Source organism: Beutenbergia cavernae DSM 12333 (assembly GCF_000023105.1).
Classification (GTDB): domain Bacteria; phylum Actinomycetota; class Actinomycetes; order Actinomycetales; family Beutenbergiaceae; genus Beutenbergia; species Beutenbergia cavernae.
Window position 1 is genome coordinate 39,634 of record NC_012669.1, and the last position, 16,810, is coordinate 56,443.

The window sequence follows — 16,810 nt, forward strand, 5'->3', positions numbered from 1 at the left end:
CCGCACGCCCGGTGGAGGGGTGCTTCGTTCCGGCTCGATCCGCTGACGGCTCTTGACGCGTCTAACTTCGCTCGACTACAAAAGTCCTGCGTCGATCCCGCCAGCGCAGGTGGACGCGCCCCATCGCCATGACGTAGTGGCGATCCGACCGAGGGAAGTCAACGATGAGCTTTCGGACCCGGCGCCGCTATCGGCGTCCAGCACTCCTGGCGGGCGCGGCCGTCGCCGCGATCGCCCTCGGCCTCACGGCCTGCTCCTCCGGCGAGGACCCGGAAGGCGACGCGTCCGGCGACACCGGTGACGACGGCGCCACGACGTCGATCAGCGTCGCCTTCGGCGAGATCATCGAGAACTGGAACCCGTTCTCGCCCACGGCGCTGCAGCCCACGCGCGGCGTCATCTTCGAGACGCTGTACTGGTACAACCTGGCGTCCGAGGCCGACCCGACGGAGATGCTCGGCGCGGGCTTCGAGTGGAACGAGGACGGCACCCAGCTGACCATCACGACGCGTGAGGACGTCCAGTGGTCCGACGGCGCGCCGTTCACCGCGAACGACGTCGCGTTCACGTTCAACCTGATCGCCGAGACGCCGGAGCTCAACACCTCGGGCACGGCCGCCACCGCCGAGGTGGTCGACGACACCACCGTGGTGCTCACGTTCCCCGAGACGTCGTTCATGCAGGAGCCGAGCATCCTCGGCAACACGGCCATCGTGCCGGAGCACATCTGGTCCCAGATCACCGACCCGACCACGAACGTCAACTCCGACGCGATCGGGACCGGTCCGTTCACCCTGTCCGAGTTCTCCACGCAGAGCTTCGTCCTGACGGCCAACGAGAACTACTGGAACGGCGCCCCCGCTGTCGACGAGGTGCGCTACATCCCGCTCGAGTCGGCCGACGCGAACGCCGCCGCGCTCGTGGCCGGCGAGATCGACTGGATGAGCGCCTTCATCCCCGGGCTCGAGCAGCTGCTCACCGACGACGAGACCCTGAGCTACGTCAACACCCCGGCGCTGACGGCGTCGATCTTCACCTGCTCGAACGCCGACCTCGGCTGCACGGGACCGCAGACCGATCCGGCCGTGCGCCAGGCCATCTACTGGGCCATCGACCGTACCCAGCTCAACGAGCTGGCCGGGGGCGGATTCGCCGAGACGGCGTCGCCCACGCTGCTCATCCCCGCGCGTGACGAGTCCTGGATCGCCGACGGCGAGAACGTCACCACCCCCGAGGGCGCTGACGTGGACCAGGCCAACCAGATCCTCGACGACGCCGGCTGGGTGCTCGGCTCCGACGGCATCCGGGAGAAGGACGGCGAGCGGTTGTCGATGACGATCCAGACCGTCTCGGGCTGGAGCGACTTCATCTCGCTCAACGACGCGATGACGCAGCAGCTCGCCGAGGTCGGCATCGAGCTTCAGCCGACGCAGGTCGCGTGGAACGAGTGGAACAACAACCAGACCATGGGGACGTTCCAGCTCTCGCTCGACTCGATCGGGCTCGGCGCCTCGAGCAACCCGTACTTCACCTACAACGGGAAGTACCACACGGCGAACACGCTCCCGGTGGGAGAGGGAGCGATCGGCGGAAACTCCGCCCGGTACTCCAACCCCGTCGTGGACGAGGCGCTGGACGCTGCCGCGCGGACGGCGGACGAGGCCGAGCAGGCCGAGCAGTACGCGATCGTCCAGACCGAGATCGTGCGCGACCTGCCGTACATCCCGATCTACGTGAACTCGATGCTCACGGAGTTCAACACCTCCCGCGCCACGGGCTGGCCGACCGACGACGACCGGTACGCGATGCCGGCCACGTGGAAGGCCTGGGACAACGGGATCGTCCTGCACCGGATCGTCCCCGCCGAGTGACGCACGGCCGAGAGCCCGGACGGCGCCGGCTCGCTCGCACAGCGCGGCGAGCCGGCACCGCCCGGCGGCCGCCGTCGTCCGCCCCTGACGCGACGAGAAGGACTCGCCCGTGAGATATCTCCTGCAGAAGCTCGGCTTCTACGTCATCGCCCTGTGGGCGGCCCTGACGCTCAACTTCTTCCTGCCCCGCTGGATGCCGGGCAACCCGGTCGACATCCTGGTGTCGAAGCTCGCGCAGCGCGGCGAGGTGACGCCCGCAACCCGCCAGGCGATCGCGCTCCTCCTCGGGATGGACGAGGAGAAGCCGCTGTGGGAGCAGTACATCGGGTACCTCCAGCAGGTCTTCAGCGGTGACCTGGGCGTGTCCGTGGCGTTCTTCCCGACGCCGGTGAGCGAGGTGATCGCGCAGACGATCCCCTGGACGATCGGCCTCGTCGGCATCTCGACGTTGCTGTCCTTCATCCTCGGCGTCGGCCTCGGGATGATCGCCGGCTGGAAGCGCGGCTCCTGGATCGACAACCTGATCCCCGCCACCACGCTCCTGCAGTCCGTGCCGTACTTCTGGCTCGCGCTCGTCCTGCTCTTCCTGTTCGGCAGCGTGTGGCAGATCTTCCCGCTCTACGGCGGCTACGACGTCACGTCCACCTCACCCGCGTTCAGCTGGGAGTTCCTCAGCTCGATCGTCTACTACGGGACCCTGCCGGCGCTGACGATCGTCGTCTCGTCGATCGGCGGCTGGATGCTCGGGATGCGCAACATGATGGTCTCGACGATGTCGGAGGACTACATCCTCACCGCCGAGGCCAAAGGGCTGCGGTCGTCCCGGATCCGGTTCACGTACGCGGCGCGCAACGCCGTCCTGCCGTCGGTGGCCGGGTTCGCGATCTCGCTCGGGTTCGTCGTCGCCGGCTCCGTGGTGACGGAGTCGGTGTTCTCCTACCCCGGGATCGGATCCGCCCTCATCTCGTCCGTGAACAACGCGGACTACGCGCTCATGCAGGGCATCTTCCTCGTCATCACGCTCTCGGTGCTCGGCGCGAACCTGCTCGTCGACCTTCTCTACTCCGTCATCGACCCGCGCACGCGGGCGCGCGCCTAGGAGGCCTCCCGTGTCGATCGCCACCCAGGACCCGGAGCTCGCCGCCGCCGAGGCGGCCGCGCTCCCGCGCAAGAAGGCGCGCATCCTTCCGCCGATGACGCCGAAGCTCGCCGTCGGCCTCGTCATCGCCGGCCTCATCACGATCTTCGGGCTCGTCGGGCCGTGGTTCGTGGGCGACCCGTCCACCGTCAACGACGTCGGCCTCGCGCCGCCGTCGTCGGAGTTCTGGCTCGGGACGACGCAGACGGGCCAGGACGTGTTCGCCCAGCTCGCCTACGCCACCCGCGGTTCCCTGATCATCGGCGTGATCGTGGGAGCCCTGACGCTTGTGATGTCGGCGTTCTTCGGCGTGGTCGGAGCGTTCGCCGGCGGCTGGACGGACGAGGCCTTCTCCCTCGTCACCAACGTGATGCTCGTGATCCCCGGCCTGCCGCTCGTCATCGTCATCTCGAGCTACGTGAGCGAGAAGAGCGTGCTGCTCGTCGCCGTCGTCCTCGCACTGACCAGCTGGGCCGGGTCGGCTCGCGTGCTGCGCGGCTTCACGCTCAGCGTGCGGAACCGGGACTACGTGCTCGCCGCCCGCGTCAGCGGCGAACCGTCCTGGCGCATCCTCGCCGTCGAGATCCTGCCCAACCTCATCCCGCTGCTCGCCTCCCAGGTGGTGTTCGCCGTCATCTTCGGGATCCTCGGCGAGGCCGGGCTGTCGTTCCTGGGGCTCGGCGCCACCGGGTCGTTCACGTGGGGGACGATGCTGTACTACGCGCAGAACGGCCTCGCGCTCCGCCTCGGCGCCTGGTGGTGGTTCGTGCCACCGGGCCTCCTGCTCGCCGTGTTCGGCGCGGCCCTGTCGCTCATCAACTTCTCGATCGACACGATCATCAACCCGAAGCTCCGGGACTCGACACGTGAGGTCCGCAAGGGGTGGCGCATGACGCGGCAGCAGCTGCGCAAGGCCGAGGAGGAGGTCGTATGAGCCACCCCGTGCTCGAGATCTCCTCGATGAGCGTCGACTACCTCGTCGACCCCGTCGTGCACGCCGTCCGCGACGTGTCGCTGACCCTGGCGCGCGGCGAGGTGCTCGGCCTCGCGGGCGAGAGCGGGTGCGGCAAGAGCACGCTCGCCTACGCCGTCACCCGCCTGCTCAAGCCGCCGGCCTCGATCGTCGGCGGGCGCGCCCTGTTCCACTCGCGCGAGGGCTACGCCATCGACCTCGGCGAGCTCCACGGCGAGGAGCTGCGCGCGTTCCGCTGGGACAAGGTCGCCATGGTGTTCCAGGGCGCGATGAACTCGCTCAACCCGGTCATCCGCATCCGGGACCAGCTGGAGGACGTGTTCACGACGCACCGCCCGGACGTCGACAAGCGACGGCGTCGCGAGCGCTGCGCGGAGCTCCTCACGCGGGTGGGGGTCGACCCCGGCAGGCTCAACGCGTACCCGCACGAGCTGTCCGGCGGGATGCGGCAGCGCGTGATGATCGCGATGGCGCTCGCGCTCGACCCGCAGGTGCTCATCATGGACGAGCCGACGACGGCGCTCGACGTCGTCGTCCAGCGCGAGATCCTGCAGGAGATCACGAGGCTGCGGGCCGAGCTCGGCTTCGCCGTCGTCTTCATCACGCACGACCTGCCGCTGCTGCTCGAGATCAGCGACCGCATCGCCGTCATGCGCGAGGGCCGGATCGTGGAGCTCGCCGACGCCCGCACGCTGTACACCGCGCCGACGCACGAGTACACCCGGCAGCTGCTCGACTCGTTCCCGAGCCTCACCGGGACGCGCGGCGGGTTCGTGCGCGACGGCTCACAGGCATCGCCGGCAGCCCCGGCCCGGACGGAGGTGGCCTCATGACCACGCTCGACCTGCGCAACGTCGTCAAGACCTATCGGCTGCGGCACGGGCTGCGGCACACGGACCTGCGCGCCGTCGACGACGTCAGCTTCACTCTCGAACCGGGCCGGACGACGGCGCTCGTCGGTCAGTCCGGGAGCGGCAAGTCGACCGTGGCGAAGCTGCTGCTGCAGCTCGAGCGGCCGACGTCGGGCGAGATTCTCGTCGACGGCGTCTCGCTCCACGGGTCACGGGCGGCGACGAAGGCGTACCGCAGCGCCGTGCAGATGGTGTTCCAGGACCCGTTCGCGTCGCTGAACCCGTATCACTCGGTCGCACACCACCTCGCCCGGCCCGTGAAGCTGCACCACCCCGGGCTCACGGGCGCGCAGGTGGAGGAGCGGGTGCTCTCGCTCCTGAGCCGGGTGCGGCTCGACCCGCCGGAGGAGTTCGCGCGGAGACGTCCGCACGAGCTGTCGGGCGGGCAGCGGCAGCGGGTCGCGATCGCGCGGGCGCTCGCACCCGGTCCGGGCATCCTCATCGCGGACGAGCCGGTGTCGATGCTCGACGTGTCGATCCGGCTCGGCATCCTCAACCTGCTGTCCGAGCTGCAGCGCGAGGAGAATCTCGGCGTCCTGTACATCACGCACGACCTCGCGACCGCGCGGCACTTCTCCGACGAGATCCTCGTGATGTACCGCGGGGTGATCGTCGAGCGCGGCCCCGCCGACGACGTCATCCTCAACCCCCAGCACGAGTACACGAAGCTCCTGCGGGAGGCGGCTCCCGACCCGGAGCGACGCCTGCGCGAGCTGGCATAGGCGAGGATGACCCGGGTGAGCACGGAGAGCGCCGGCGCGCAGCAGACGCGGAGCCGGTCGGCGATCCTCGACGTCGTCCGGGCGGCGGGGACGATCAGTCGCGTCGAGCTGACGCGCGCCACCGGGCTCACCGGGGCGACGGTCTCGACGGTCGTGCGGCGCCTCATCGACGAGGGGCTCATCGTCGAGGTCGGCCGCGCGGAGTCGACCGGCGGGAAGCCCCGCACCCTGCTGCGGCTGGAGCCCCGCGCCCGGTTCGCCGTCGGCGTCCATCTCGACGTCGCCGGCATCACCTACGTGCTCGCGAACCTCGGGGGCGGGGTCGTGGCGCGGTGGCGCACGGCCGGGACGGCGGGCGACGGCCCTGAGGACGTCGTCGCGCGCGTCGTGGCCGAGATCGGCGACATGTTCTCGCGCGTCGGGGTGGAGAAGGACCGCCTGCTGGGCGTCGGGCTCGTCGGGCCGGGGCCGCTGTCCGGCGGCACCGCCGTGACGTGGGTGGCGGACCCGGCGTCGTCGGGGATGGCGCCGTTCCCGTTCGGCGAGGCGATCGAGGCCGCGCTCGACATGCCGGTGCTGCTCGACAACGACGCGACGGCGGCCGCGGTCGGCGAGTACTGGGCGGGCGGGATCGAGTCGACGTCGGCGCTCGGTGCGCTCTACATGGGCGCCGGGATCGGCGGCGGCGTGGTCGTGGGGGGCGTCGCGTTCCGCGGGGCGAGCTCCAACGCCGCCGAGATCGGGCACGTGTGCGTGGACCTCGCGGGCCCGGAGTGCTGGTGCGGGGCGCGGGGGTGCGTCGAGGCGGTCGCCGGACCGGCCGCCGTCGTGGCCGCCGCCCGCGCCCGGGGTGTGGACCTCGGGCCGGCCGGCCGCCCCGCCGCCGAGGACTTCGCGACCCTCGCCCGCGCCGCTCTGCGCGGCGACGCCGTCGCCTCCTCCATCCTCGAGTTCTCGGCCCGGTACGTGGCCGTGGCGGCGCAGACGTTCGCGAACCTCATGGACCTCGACCTCATCGTGCTCACCGGCCCGGCGTTCGGGATCGCCGGGTCCCTGTACCTGCCGGTCGTCACCGAGCACCTCGAGCGGGCGTTCTTCGCGCGGGACAGCCACCCCGTCCACGTGCGGATCTCCTCGAGCGCGCACGAGGCGGCGGCCATCGGCGCGGCCGCGCTCGTGCTGCAGAGCGAGCTCGCGCCGCGCCCCACCACCGTGCGGATGCCGGCGGAGCGGCACGTCGCGTCCGTGGCTGTGCCGGCGCCCGGCGCCTGACCTCTGGGGGCGTGTGGAAGACGACGGCCGCGCCGCCGGTCGTCATCCCCGAGATCTGACGGCGACCGCGAGGCGGGCGACGGCGTCCTCCACCCGCGAGTCGGCGAGGTTCCCGTAGCCGAGGACGAGCTGGTCGGACCGGGCGACGCCGCCGTGCCCGGCCACGCCGCCGCCGAGATAGCGCGACATGGGGACGACGCCGACGTCGAGCTCGGCGGCGCGGGCGACGACGTCGGCGGCTCGGACGTCCGCCGGGAGCCGCAGGACGAGATGCATGCCGGCGGCGAGCCCGGAGACCGGGCAGTCGGGGAGACGCCGTCCCAGAGCCGCGACGAGTGCGTCGCGGCGGCGCCGCAGACCCGTCCGCACGGAGCGCAGGTGCCGCTCGTACCAGCCGCGCTCGATCATCTCGGCGACGATCTGCTCGGTCAGGACTCCCGGCGTCGGCGGCGCCCCGCCCGGTTCGGCGACGTCCGCCAGCAGCGCCGTCGGACCGACGAGCCACCCCAGCCCGACCGCCGAGGAGAGCGACTTCGACAGGGAGCCGAGCAGCACCACGTGCTGCGGGTCCAGCGCCTGCAGCGCGGCGACGGGCTTGCGGTCGTAGCGGAACTCGGCGTCGTAGTCGTCCTCGATGACGACGCCGTCGCGCTCGCGCGCCCACGCCGTCACCTCGGCACGGCGCACGGGCGACATCGCGGCCCCCGTGGGGAACTGGTGTGCCGGGGTGAGGAGGACGGCGCGGACGTCGGGGTGCGCGCGGAGGTCGTCGACGCACAGTCCGTCGTCGTCGACGGCGATCGGCACCGTCTCGAGACCCGCCCGCCGCGCGAGGTCCGGCAGCACGGGCCAGCTCGGCTCCTCGACGGCGAGCCGGGTGTGCCCGGCAGCGACGAGGCGCCGGGCGAGCCAGCCCATCGCGCTGCCCGCGCCGGCCGTGACGACGAGCGCAGCCGCCCCCGTGTCGACGGCGCGCGAGCGCCGAAGGTACTCGGCGAGCAGGCGGCGCGTCCGTGGGTGCCCACCCGGGACGGCGCGGGCGAGGTCGTCGGCCGGGAGAGCGCTCAGCACCGTGCGCGTGGCCTCGACCCAGCGGTGACGCGGGAACGCGCGGAGGTCCGCAACACCCGGGGCGAGATCGTACGGCGCGCGGCGGGCGACGTCGTCGAGCATCGCGGCAGGTGGCGAGGCGGGCGGGGCGACGCCGGACCGGACGCGCGTGACCGACCCCGACCGGGCGGTGAGGTACCCCTCGACGGCGAGCTGCGCGTACGCCTCGGTCACCGCCCAGCGCGAGCAGCCGAGGTCGCGGGCGAGCGTGCGGCTCGGTGGGAGCGCCGCCCCGTCGGGGACCACGCCTGACGCGATGAGCGAGCGCAGCGCCGACGTGAGCCGGACGTGCAGGGGCCCGGTGTCACCGCCAGCGGGGGCCAGGTCGACAAGCGTGTCCCAGGCAAGATCGGTCTGGGATGCGCCCATGGAAGTGGACCGTAGCACCAGACCGTTTCGCCCCTAACGTGGTGTCGACACACAGCGAGAGGACCCTCATGCGCGAGCTCACCCTGACCAGCGGCGACACCCACCTGTCCGTGAGTGCACTGTGCCTCGGCACGATGCTCATGGGCACACAGACCGACGCGGAGACGTCGTTCGCGATCCTCGACCGGTACTACGAGGCCGGCGGGCGGTTCCTCGACACCGCCAACAACTACAACCACTGGGGCGACGGGCACGGCCGGGACAGCGAGGAGCTCCTCGGCCGGTGGCTCGCCGCGCGTGGCACTGCCGGCGAGATGGTCGTCGCGACGAAGGCCGGCGCGGCGAAGAAGGATCCGGCGCTGCCGTTGTCCACGACGCCGCCCACGAACTACCAGGGCCTCGAGGCGTCGATCGTGCGGCGCGAGGCGGAGCAGAGCCTGCGCACGCTCGGCGTCGAACGGCTCGACGTGTACTACGGGCACGTCGACGACCGCGACCTCGGCGTCGAGGAGATTGCCCAGACCTTTGGGGAGCTCGCCAAGGCCGGCACGATCGGCGTGCCCGGGCTGAGCAACACCACCACGTGGCGGTTCGCCGAGGCCCGGGCGGCGGCGGCACGGGTCGGGCTGCCGGAGTTCGGCGCGATCCAGCAGGAGAGCACGTACCTGCAGCCGCGTCCCGGCTCCCGGGCGGCGAACTACGTGAACGGGGAGCTGCTCGACTACGCGGACTCGCATCCGGACGTGACGATCCTGGCGTACGCGCCGCAGTCACAGGGCGTGTACGCGAACCCGGCGAAGTCGCTTCGGCCGGAGCTCGACCATCCCGCGACGCCGTCGCGCTGGGCTGTGCTGCGGGACGTCGCCGAGGAGCTCGGCGCGACCCAGAACCAGGTGGTCCTCGCGTGGCTGCTCGGCGGCGACGTGCCACAGCTCCCGGTGTTCGGGGCCAGCAGCGTGGCCCAGCTGGACGAGGCGCTCGGCGCGCTGACGCTGGAGATCCCGGCGGAGCTGCGGGCGCGGCTCGACGCGGCCTAACCCCGGTTCACGAGAGGCTCGTGGCCCGGCTCCGAGAGGTTTGTGGTCGGGCCACGAACCTCTCGCGGTGCGGCCACGAACCTCTCGCGGTGCGGCCACGAACCTCTCGCGACGTGGGTCCCGGGCCTCGGGACGCGCCGCGCACTGCGAGCGCCGGCCCGGGCCGGGCTGCAGGATGGGGGCATGTCCACCCCCACCGAGCCCGCGCCGTCGTCCGACGAGTTCCTCCCTGAGCTGCGCGCGCTGCGCCAGTCACGGTTCTTCACGGACCGTCCGGTGCCGCGCGAGGACCTGGAACGCATCCTCGACATTGCCCGGTGGACCGGCAGCGCGAAGAACAGTCAGCCGTGGCACCTGGTGGTCGTCGAGGACCGCGAGACCAACGCGGAGCTCGCCACCTACGGCGCGTTCACGCAGTTCCTCGCCGGCGTCGCGGCGTCGATCGTCATCGTGCTCGACGGCGACGGGCGCAGCCAGGCGTACGACGAGGGACGGCTGTCGGAGCGGGCCATGCTCGCGGCCGCGCACCTCGGGCTCGGGAGTGGGACGGCGTGGTTCGGTACGTCCGAGGCGCGTGCGCAGGTCCGCGAGCTGCTCGGCATCCCGGAGCACCTGCATCCGTACTCGGCCGTGGGCCTCGGGTACACGGACGCGAGCCGGGCGCAGGCGGCCCCCGCGCTGCGCGGCCGCAAGCCGTTCGAGGAGATCGTCAGCTGGGGCCGGTACTCAGGTCCCGCCACATGACGTGCAGCCCGACGGGTCCGGCGCTCGGGTGATCGAAAGCCCGTGGCACCGTCGCGAGGACGTCGAAGCCCAGGGAACGCCACAGCCGGACCGCCGCGGTGTTCGTCTCGACCACCGCGTTGAACTGCATCGCGCGGTAACCCTCCTGGCACGCCGCTCCCAGGACGTGCTGGGCGAGCGCTCGGCCGATCCCGCGACCGGCGTGCGCCGGGTCGACCATGAAGCCGGCGTTCGCGACGTGGGCGCCGGCGGCCGGCTGGTTGGGGTGCAGCTCCGCCGTGCCGACCACGAGAGGGACCGGGACGTCGTCGTCCACGCGCTCGTCGACGGCGACGAACACCCGGCCGCCCGGCTTGCCCGTCCACCAGGCTCGGGCGGCCTCCTCGCTCGTGTCGCGGGGCCAGCAGTACGCCTCGCCGGCCGCGACGATCTCGCGGAGGAACGGCCAGATCGCCGGCCAGTCGGCGGCCGTCGCGTCGCGGATGATCACGACGCCGACGCTAGCCGCTCGCCGGAGGGTCGTCGGCCCCGATGTGGGTGGCAGGCCGTACGGTGCGGCGGGTGAGCCTGCCGACGCCGATCGCCACCGCCCGCCCGGACGCATCCCTCCTCCCGCGGCGCCTCGTCCCCGGCGACGCCGTCGCCCTCGTCTCGCCGGCGAGCACGCCGTCGGCCGAGTGGATCGACTGGAGCGTCGGCACGCTCGAGTCGTGGGGGCTCGAGGTGCGCGTCGGGGCGCACGCGCTCGACGCCCAGGGCATCCTGGCGGGCGACGACGCGGCCCGGCTGGCGGATCTCAACGCCGCGCTGCGGGACCCGGCGGTGCGCGCCGTGCTGACGACGCGCGGCGGCGTCGGCAGCATGCGGCTGATTCCCGGCGTCGACGTCGACGCGCTCGTCAGCGACCCGAAACTGCTCGTGGGGTTCAGCGACATCACGGCCCTGCACCAGGTGTGGCAGGGCGTGGGCGTCCCGTCGCTGCACGGCGCCGTGGCCGGAGCCCACGCGGACGGCGTGCGGCGCCTCCTGATGACCGACGAACCGGCGGTGGTCGGCACCCAGGCGGGGACGCTGACGGCGGAGCTGACGTCCGGCGGCCGGGCGGAGGGGAGCCTCGCGGGTGGCAGCCTCGAACAGCTCGCGCGGTGCGTGGGCGTCGTGGACGTGCCGTGGGACGGGCGGGTGCTGCTGCTCGAGGCGAACCGTGCGTCCGGGCTCGGGATGATCGAGCGTCCCTTGGCGCAGCTCGCACTGTCGGGCGTGCTTTCCCGGGTCGCGGGCGTCGCGCTCGGCAGCTTCGACGAGTTCACTGATCACGTCGACCGCGGCTGGACGGTGCTCGACGTGCTGCGCTCCTGGCTCGACCCGCTCGGCGTCCCGGTGCTCGGTGGGCTCCCGCTCGGGCACCTGGAGGACACACTGACCGTGCCGCTCGGCGTGCCCTGCACGCTGGACGCGGACGCGGGCACGCTCACCGTCTCGCCGGGGGTGCGCTAGCACGCGAGCGGTGCGGGTCACCCTCGACCCAGGGCTACGGTCGTCCGAGTGACCACTCCCCGCTTCTCCGGCGCCCGGTCCGGCGCGGGGCTCCTCCTGCTGGCCGTGCTGCTGTGCGCCCTGAACCTCCGCGCGGCGATCACCGCGCTGCCCCCGGTGGTGGGCGACGTCAGCGCCGAGCTCGGGCTCACCGCCGGACAGGTCGGTCTGCTGACCGGTGTGCCCGTGCTCTGCTTCGCCGTCGCGACGCCGGCCGCGTCGGGCGCGCTCGGCCGGTGGGGCGTCAGCCGCTGCGGCACCGTCGCTCTCGTGGCGATCGCCGTGGGCAGCCTGGTGCGCTCGGTCGACGGCTTCGCGGTCGCGCTCGCCGGCACGGTGCTCATCGGCCTCGGCATCACGATCGGCAACGTCACCCTCCCGTTCCTCATCGGGCGGGACTTTCCGAGCGCCGTCGCCATGGTCACCGGGTTGTACACCGCGGCACTCAACGTCGGTACAACGCTGACGACGTCCCTGACGGCGCCGCTCGCCGGTCTCACCGGGTGGCGGTTCGCGATCGCGTCGTGGTCGCTGCTCGCCGTCGTGGCGCTCGCCGTGTGGTGGCGCGCCTTCGCCCGCCGACCTGCACCCGAGGTGCCGCCACCGCCCGCGGCGGGAACGCCGTCGTCGCCCCCTCCGCAGCAGGGCGAACGATCCGTGCTGCGCCTCGGCATCACATGGCTGCTCGCCGCGACCTTCGCCACCCAGGCGTTCAGCTTCTACGGCGTCACGGCGTGGCTGCCGACGCTGCTGCGCGACACCGTCGGGATCCCGGCCGACTCCGCCGGTGGTGCGGCGGCGGTGTTCCAGGTGTTCGCGATCGTCGGGGGTGTGGGGGTGCCGCTCGCGCTGGCGCGGCGCGCCTCGATCCGAGCCGTGGCGCTGACGATGAGCGCGTTCTGGCTCACCCTGCCGATCGGCCTGCTCCTGCGCCCGGAGTCGTGGGCCTGGTGGGCGTCGATCGCCGGCATCTCGCAGGGCGGCATGTTCGCCGTGATCTTCACGCTCGTGGCCTGGCGCGCGCCGAGCCAGTCCGCGTCGCGGCGCACGTCCGCCACCGTGCAGACGATCGGGTACTCGGTCGCCGCGCTCGCGCCGCCGCTGCTCGGCGTGGTGCACACGGGGACGGATGGCTGGACGGCGCCGCTCGTCGTCGTCCTGTGCGCGCTGCTCGCGATGACGGGGTGTGTCGCCGTCGCCTCCGCTGCACCCTCGGCGCGGGGGCGAGAGAAGCCGGCATGACCGCGCCGGCTAGCCGAGGTCCACGTCCCAGCCGCAGGCCAGCGCGAAGTACTCGCCGAGCGAGCGGCGCGTGGCCTGAGGCAGGTGCACGTAGAACAGGTCCTCGGCGACGCCGTCGACGACGCTGCGGATCGGCACGAACTTGCCGCGCTTGTCGTCCGCGTACGCGTGCTGGTCGCAGCGGACCGCCGTGAACCACAAGGTCACGCGGGCGCCGTCGTCCGGGAGATCGAGCAGCGCCGGGTCGCTCCACACCGGACCTCCGAGCGGCGCCAGCAGCTGTGTGCCGCCCACCTCGGCGACGCTCACCTCCGGCCCGCCGGGCACCGGCACGACGGTCAGCTCGAGGCCCCCGACCAGGTGCCCGTCGCGTTCCTCGATGCGCACGTCGTCACCGAACGTGGCGGTCGCGCCCGCCGCGAACGCCTGCTCGGCGCAGTCCTCGGAGTGGGCGCGGTCGAGGTAGCCGTCGGGGTCGGCGGCCGGCACCTCGACCCGGGCGGCGAGGCCGTCCTCCGTCTCGACGTCGAGAACGGCGTGCGCACCGCCGTCGCCGATCTCCCCGCACAGCGGGACGCCGAGCCGCACGTACATGGCTCGCGTGATACCCGGCCGCAGTGCCACCGTGCGGTCCGCCGTCTTCGGCTCGTTCTGGGCGGTGATCGGCGCCTCGAGGTTCGCACCGGTGACGACGAGCGGGACCTCGCCGTCGTTGGTGATCCGCAGCTCGATCACGCGCTCGCCCCAGTCGATGCGGCCCTGGTACACCTCGACGCTCAGGCCGTCGAGCGCCTCGTGGGGGAACGGCGCCGGCGGCGTGCACGCCGCGGCGGCGAGGCTGGCGGCGAGCGCGCACGCCAGCGCGGCGGCTCGACGTGGGACCACGACACGCGCTCCTTCGCTGACGACGACGTCCCGCACAGTCTCGCCGTGCCCTCCGTGTGCGTCGAGGGGCGGATGCGGTGAAGGTGCCGGCGCGGTGCGGTGAAGCCCGACGACGACGGCGGTGAGTGCGTCTAGCGTGCCGGGGTGCGAGTGCGTCGGGTGGCGGTCGTGGTGCCTCCGGAGGGTGCACCGCCGGCGTGCGATCCGGGCGTCCTCGCGGTGCGGCTGCACGGCGCCGACGCGTTCACCGGGCACCGCCTGCTCGGCCTGGCCGTCCGGAACGCGGGGGACACCGCGTGCTCCCTGTCCGGCTACCCGGACCTGGCCTTCCGGGCAGCCTCGGGGGAGCTCGTCGATGCGTCGGTGCTCGACGGCGACCCGTTCGGCGCACGTGACCTGGGCGCCCGACCGCTCGTGCTCGACCCGGGTGCGGAGGCGTTCGCGGTGGCCGGCTGGGGCGCGATGTCGACGTCGCTCGACCCCGACGTGACGGTCGCCGTGCTGCTCACACCGCCCGGAGGGGCGAACCCCGTGGAGCTCCCGGTGACGTCCATCCCCGGCTACGCGCCCGGTTCCTCCCTCGACGTGCTCGACGGCGGCGAGGTCACGGTCACGGCCTGGGCCGCGCGCTTCGAGGACCTCCTCTGAGCGCTACGGGGCCGGCGCGACCGGCTGCCGGATCACCGTGCGCAGCTTCTCGGGCGCCGTCCGCCGCGGGTCGCCGAGGTAGATCTCGTGGTGGTGACCCGTGGGGACGAGGCCGAGCTGCGGCAGGTAGCGCTCGTGGAGCTCGGCGAGCACGGGTGTCTCGTCGTCGTACGACCCGAGGTGCAGCACCTGCGCGCACAGCCCCTCGTGCATCCGCTCGAGCCGGACGTCGGAGATCGCCGGCAGTCCCTTCTTCGCCTGCGCGGCCGCGGCGGCCTGCGTCACCTGCGCCCCGGTGAGGCGCTCGGGCAGCGTGATGAGCATCCGCCAGTGCCACTTCTCCTTGGCCCGCGCGGTGAACACGGCCGGGTCGGGCGACCACCACAGGCCCTCGAGCGGTCCGACGACGAACTCGAACCCGTCCCGCTTGCTCGCGAACCGGAGCGTGTACGCGACGGCGTAGAGCGCCTCGACCGCGCGCGCGTACGCCTCCGACGTGTTCGGGTCCCCCTCGCCGTCGACCGCGAGGAACTGCTGCGGCGGGACGTCGAGCAGGTCCCAGGCGCGGTTCTTCGGGGCGTAGAGGGCGGGGAGCTCCCGCTTGACGTCGAACGGCACGTCCCCATTCTTGCCCGGCATGCCGGGAGGGGCAGGGTGGTCTCGCGCTGCTACGGCAGTGACCCACGGGGCGGGTCAGTGACGTAGCGCCGCGCTACGGCAGTGACCCACGGGGCGGGTCAGTGACGTAGCTGCGTGAGATGGGGGAAGGCCCTGCGGGTCGTGGACTCGCGGCGTCGCCCGGCGTCGCTCGGAGTCGCCCGGCGTCAGCTCCGCGGCGAGAGGCGGAGCAGGTGCGCGCCGTGGGCCGGGAGGTCGAGCTCGAGCGCGCCGGCGACCGTGGGCACCTGCTCGCCGGACCAGACGTCGACGACGGCGTCCGTCGGGAGTCCGCCGACGTCGCCGAGGGCGAGCCTCACGCGGGTCGGCTCGTCGCCGAGGTGGAACACAGCCGCGTAGCGCACCGGCGCACCCGACGGCACGAGGCGCGTGCCGCCGTCGTCGGCCCCCTCGGCCGTCCACAGCACGAGGTCGCCCTCGCGCAGCACCTCGCGGCTCGCGCGCGAGGTGCGCAGGACGTCGAGGACGGCGTCGTTGGTGAGGAGGGCGATGGTCTCGGGGGACGACGTCGGCAGGTCGCCGCCCATCATGAGCGGCGAGCGGGAGATCACCCACAGGCTGAGGAGCGTGACCTGCTCGGCCGGGGTGAGGCGCGAGTGGCGGTCGTCGCCGCGCTCGGCGCGGATGCCGATCCGGCCGAGGGGGAGCATGTCGGCGTCGGCCCAGCCCTCGGGCGACTGGTGCGGCGCCCAACGCGCCATGCGCGCGAACTGGGCCTCGACGTCGTCCCAGCGGTCCCAGAGGTCGTCGCTGACGCGCCACATCGCCGAGCTCGCGCGCAGGTGGTCCAGGTGCGCGAGCGAGATGTCTCGGCCGGGGGAGAGGCTCAGCTCCATGGGTCGGCCGGACCGCTCGATCGCCCGGGCGTAGGCCTCGATCTCCGCGTGGTGGTAGGGCCAGAGCATGTCGTCGGCCTTGACGAAGTCGACGCCCCACGCGGCGAACTGGGCGACCTGCGCGTCGTAGTACGCCTGCGCGGCGGGATGCGTGTGATCGAGGCCGTAGTTGTCCGGGTTCCAGGGGCAGATCGAGCTGGTGTCGGCGGCGTCGCGGGCCGTCCACCCGGTGCCGGCGATCGGCAGGTCGCGATCGACGGCGAGCCGCGGGATCCCGCGCATGACGTGCAGCCCGAAGCGGAGTCCGAGCTCGTGGACCTTTGCCGCGAGCGGGCCGAAGCCGGCGCCGTCGGCGGCGCTCGGGAAACGGTTCGGGGCGGGGAGCTGGCGGCCGTGGGCGTCCAGCTCGAGCGGGGCGTCGTCGTTGTAGCCGTGGGCCTTCGCGGTGGGGTCGTACCAGGCGATGTCGACGACGACGGTGTCCCAGCCGTGCGCGCGCAGGTGGGTGGCCATGAACTCGGCGTTCGCGACGACCTCGGCCTCCGTGACGGTCGTGCCGTAGCAGTCCCAGCTGTTCCAGCCCATCGGCGGCGTGGTGCGGACCGGCGGCGTGGGCGGCGCGACGGCGGGCTGGTGCGGAACGGATGAGGTCACGACGGCGGACTCCGGTGTCGGTCGGGCGATGTGAGCGTTCACACTAACCCTTGCGGACACGAGCGTGGCGCCAGGGGCGCGGCGGTGCATGGGATCGGCGTGGGTGCGGGGTGGGTGCGGGGTGAGTGCGGGGTGAGCGTCCGAGTGCGGGCCGTGCCGCACCGCACTCGGACGCACGGCCCGC

Annotated in this window: 16 protein-coding genes; 11 read left to right on the forward strand and 5 right to left on the reverse strand. The window is 72.8% G+C overall.

Going from position 1 to position 16,810, the window contains the following annotated elements; all coding sequences use genetic code 11:
* Nucleotides 1–164 precede the first annotated feature (164 nt).
* From BCAV_RS00200 to BCAV_RS00225, 6 genes are all read left to right on the forward strand, one after another.
* Complete coding sequence (locus BCAV_RS00200; protein ID WP_012725084.1) at nt 165–1,871, forward strand: ABC transporter substrate-binding protein; 1,707 nt, start codon at nt 165–167, stop codon at nt 1,869–1,871.
* 109 nt (nt 1,872–1,980) lie between these two features.
* Nucleotides 1,981–2,970 carry an ABC transporter permease gene (locus BCAV_RS00205; RefSeq protein ID WP_012725085.1) on the forward strand — a complete coding sequence of 330 codons (990 nt, stop codon included), beginning with the start codon at nt 1,981–1,983 and terminating at the stop codon, nt 2,968–2,970.
* Between the two features lie 10 nt (nt 2,971–2,980).
* The gene (locus BCAV_RS00210; RefSeq protein WP_012725086.1) at nt 2,981–3,943 is read left to right on the forward strand and encodes an ABC transporter permease; all 963 of its coding nucleotides are present in this window, start codon (nt 2,981–2,983) and stop codon (nt 3,941–3,943) included.
* On the forward strand, nt 3,940–4,815 hold the full coding sequence (locus BCAV_RS00215; protein ID WP_012725087.1) for an ABC transporter ATP-binding protein: 876 nt from the start codon (nt 3,940–3,942) through the stop codon (nt 4,813–4,815). The genes BCAV_RS00210 and BCAV_RS00215 overlap by 4 nt, the downstream gene beginning before the upstream one ends.
* Entirely contained in the window at nt 4,812–5,615 is an 804-nt protein-coding gene (locus BCAV_RS00220) for an ABC transporter ATP-binding protein (RefSeq protein WP_012725088.1), read from the forward strand. The genes BCAV_RS00215 and BCAV_RS00220 overlap by 4 nt, the downstream gene beginning before the upstream one ends.
* Nucleotides 5,616–5,621: 6 nt before the next feature.
* Nucleotides 5,622–6,887: an ROK family transcriptional regulator gene (locus tag BCAV_RS00225; protein ID WP_012725089.1), complete on the forward strand. Its 1,266-nt coding sequence runs from the start codon at nt 5,622–5,624 to the stop codon at nt 6,885–6,887.
* A gap of 42 nt (nt 6,888–6,929) precedes the next feature.
* Here BCAV_RS00225 and pdxR read toward each other — a convergent pair whose 3' ends face one another.
* The gene (gene pdxR, locus BCAV_RS00230) at nt 6,930–8,366 is read right to left on the reverse strand and encodes a MocR-like pyridoxine biosynthesis transcription factor PdxR (protein ID WP_012725090.1); all 1,437 of its coding nucleotides are present in this window, start codon (nt 8,364–8,366) and stop codon (nt 6,930–6,932) included.
* A 68-nt stretch (nt 8,367–8,434) separates the two neighbouring features.
* Here pdxR and BCAV_RS00235 point away from each other — a divergent pair, with 68 nt between their 5' ends.
* Both BCAV_RS00235 and BCAV_RS00240 read left to right on the forward strand, forming a co-directional pair.
* Complete coding sequence (locus tag BCAV_RS00235; RefSeq protein WP_012725091.1) at nt 8,435–9,403, forward strand: aldo/keto reductase; 969 nt, start codon at nt 8,435–8,437, stop codon at nt 9,401–9,403.
* 183 nt (nt 9,404–9,586) lie between these two features.
* The gene (locus BCAV_RS00240) at nt 9,587–10,147 is read left to right on the forward strand and encodes a nitroreductase family protein (RefSeq protein ID WP_012725092.1); all 561 of its coding nucleotides are present in this window, start codon (nt 9,587–9,589) and stop codon (nt 10,145–10,147) included.
* Here the strand turns inward: BCAV_RS00240 and BCAV_RS00245 are convergent.
* Nucleotides 10,113–10,637, reverse strand: a complete 525-nt coding sequence (locus tag BCAV_RS00245) for a GNAT family N-acetyltransferase (protein WP_012725093.1) — start codon at nt 10,635–10,637, stop codon at nt 10,113–10,115. The genes BCAV_RS00240 and BCAV_RS00245 overlap by 35 nt on opposite strands.
* Before the next feature lie 71 nt (nt 10,638–10,708).
* Between BCAV_RS00245 and BCAV_RS00250 the strand changes: the two genes are divergently transcribed.
* On the forward strand, nt 10,709–11,644 hold the full coding sequence (locus BCAV_RS00250) for a S66 peptidase family protein (protein WP_245528913.1): 936 nt from the start codon (nt 10,709–10,711) through the stop codon (nt 11,642–11,644).
* A 48-nt stretch (nt 11,645–11,692) separates the two neighbouring features.
* On the forward strand, nt 11,693–12,925 hold the full coding sequence (locus BCAV_RS00255; RefSeq protein WP_012725095.1) for an MFS transporter: 1,233 nt from the start codon (nt 11,693–11,695) through the stop codon (nt 12,923–12,925).
* Nucleotides 12,926–12,934: 9 nt separating this feature from the next.
* Here BCAV_RS00255 and BCAV_RS00260 read toward each other — a convergent pair whose 3' ends face one another.
* Nucleotides 12,935–13,810, reverse strand: coding sequence for a hypothetical protein (locus BCAV_RS00260; protein WP_012725096.1), 876 nt, complete (start codon nt 13,808–13,810; stop codon nt 12,935–12,937).
* 144 nt (nt 13,811–13,954) lie between these two features.
* On the opposite strand from BCAV_RS00260, the gene BCAV_RS00265 reads away from it, so the two are divergent.
* On the forward strand, nt 13,955–14,458 hold the full coding sequence (locus BCAV_RS00265; protein WP_083769896.1) for a DUF4232 domain-containing protein: 504 nt from the start codon (nt 13,955–13,957) through the stop codon (nt 14,456–14,458).
* 3 nt (nt 14,459–14,461) lie between these two features.
* On the opposite strand, the gene BCAV_RS00270 is transcribed toward BCAV_RS00265, so the two are convergent.
* The gene (locus BCAV_RS00270; RefSeq protein ID WP_043346339.1) at nt 14,462–15,076 is read right to left on the reverse strand and encodes a GyrI-like domain-containing protein; all 615 of its coding nucleotides are present in this window, start codon (nt 15,074–15,076) and stop codon (nt 14,462–14,464) included.
* Between the two features lie 206 nt (nt 15,077–15,282).
* The gene (locus BCAV_RS00275) at nt 15,283–16,557 is read right to left on the reverse strand and encodes a glycoside hydrolase family 27 protein (protein ID WP_012725099.1); all 1,275 of its coding nucleotides are present in this window, start codon (nt 16,555–16,557) and stop codon (nt 15,283–15,285) included.
* Nucleotides 16,558–16,810 lie beyond the last annotated feature (253 nt).

What these genes read in the sequence shown, in the direction of transcription:
- BCAV_RS00215 (WP_012725087.1), top strand. Translation starts at nt 3,940, where the DNA reads ATGAGCCACCCCGTGCTCGAGATCTCCTCGATGAGCGTCGACTACCTC.
- BCAV_RS00225 (WP_012725089.1), top strand. Translation starts at nt 5,622, where the DNA reads ATGACCCGGGTGAGCACGGAGAGCGCCGGCGCGCAGCAGACGCGGAGC.
- BCAV_RS00200 (WP_012725084.1), top strand. Translation starts at nt 165, where the DNA reads ATGAGCTTTCGGACCCGGCGCCGCTATCGGCGTCCAGCACTCCTGGCG.
- pdxR (WP_012725090.1), bottom strand. Translation starts at nt 8,366, where the DNA reads ATGGGCGCATCCCAGACCGATCTTGCCTGGGACACGCTTGTCGACCTG.
- BCAV_RS00240 (WP_012725092.1), top strand. Translation starts at nt 9,587, where the DNA reads ATGTCCACCCCCACCGAGCCCGCGCCGTCGTCCGACGAGTTCCTCCCT.
- BCAV_RS00275 (WP_012725099.1), bottom strand. Translation starts at nt 16,557, where the DNA reads ATGGGCTGGAACAGCTGGGACTGCTACGGCACGACCGTCACGGAGGCC.
- BCAV_RS00235 (WP_012725091.1), top strand. Translation starts at nt 8,435, where the DNA reads ATGCGCGAGCTCACCCTGACCAGCGGCGACACCCACCTGTCCGTGAGT.
- BCAV_RS00220 (WP_012725088.1), top strand. Translation starts at nt 4,812, where the DNA reads ATGACCACGCTCGACCTGCGCAACGTCGTCAAGACCTATCGGCTGCGG.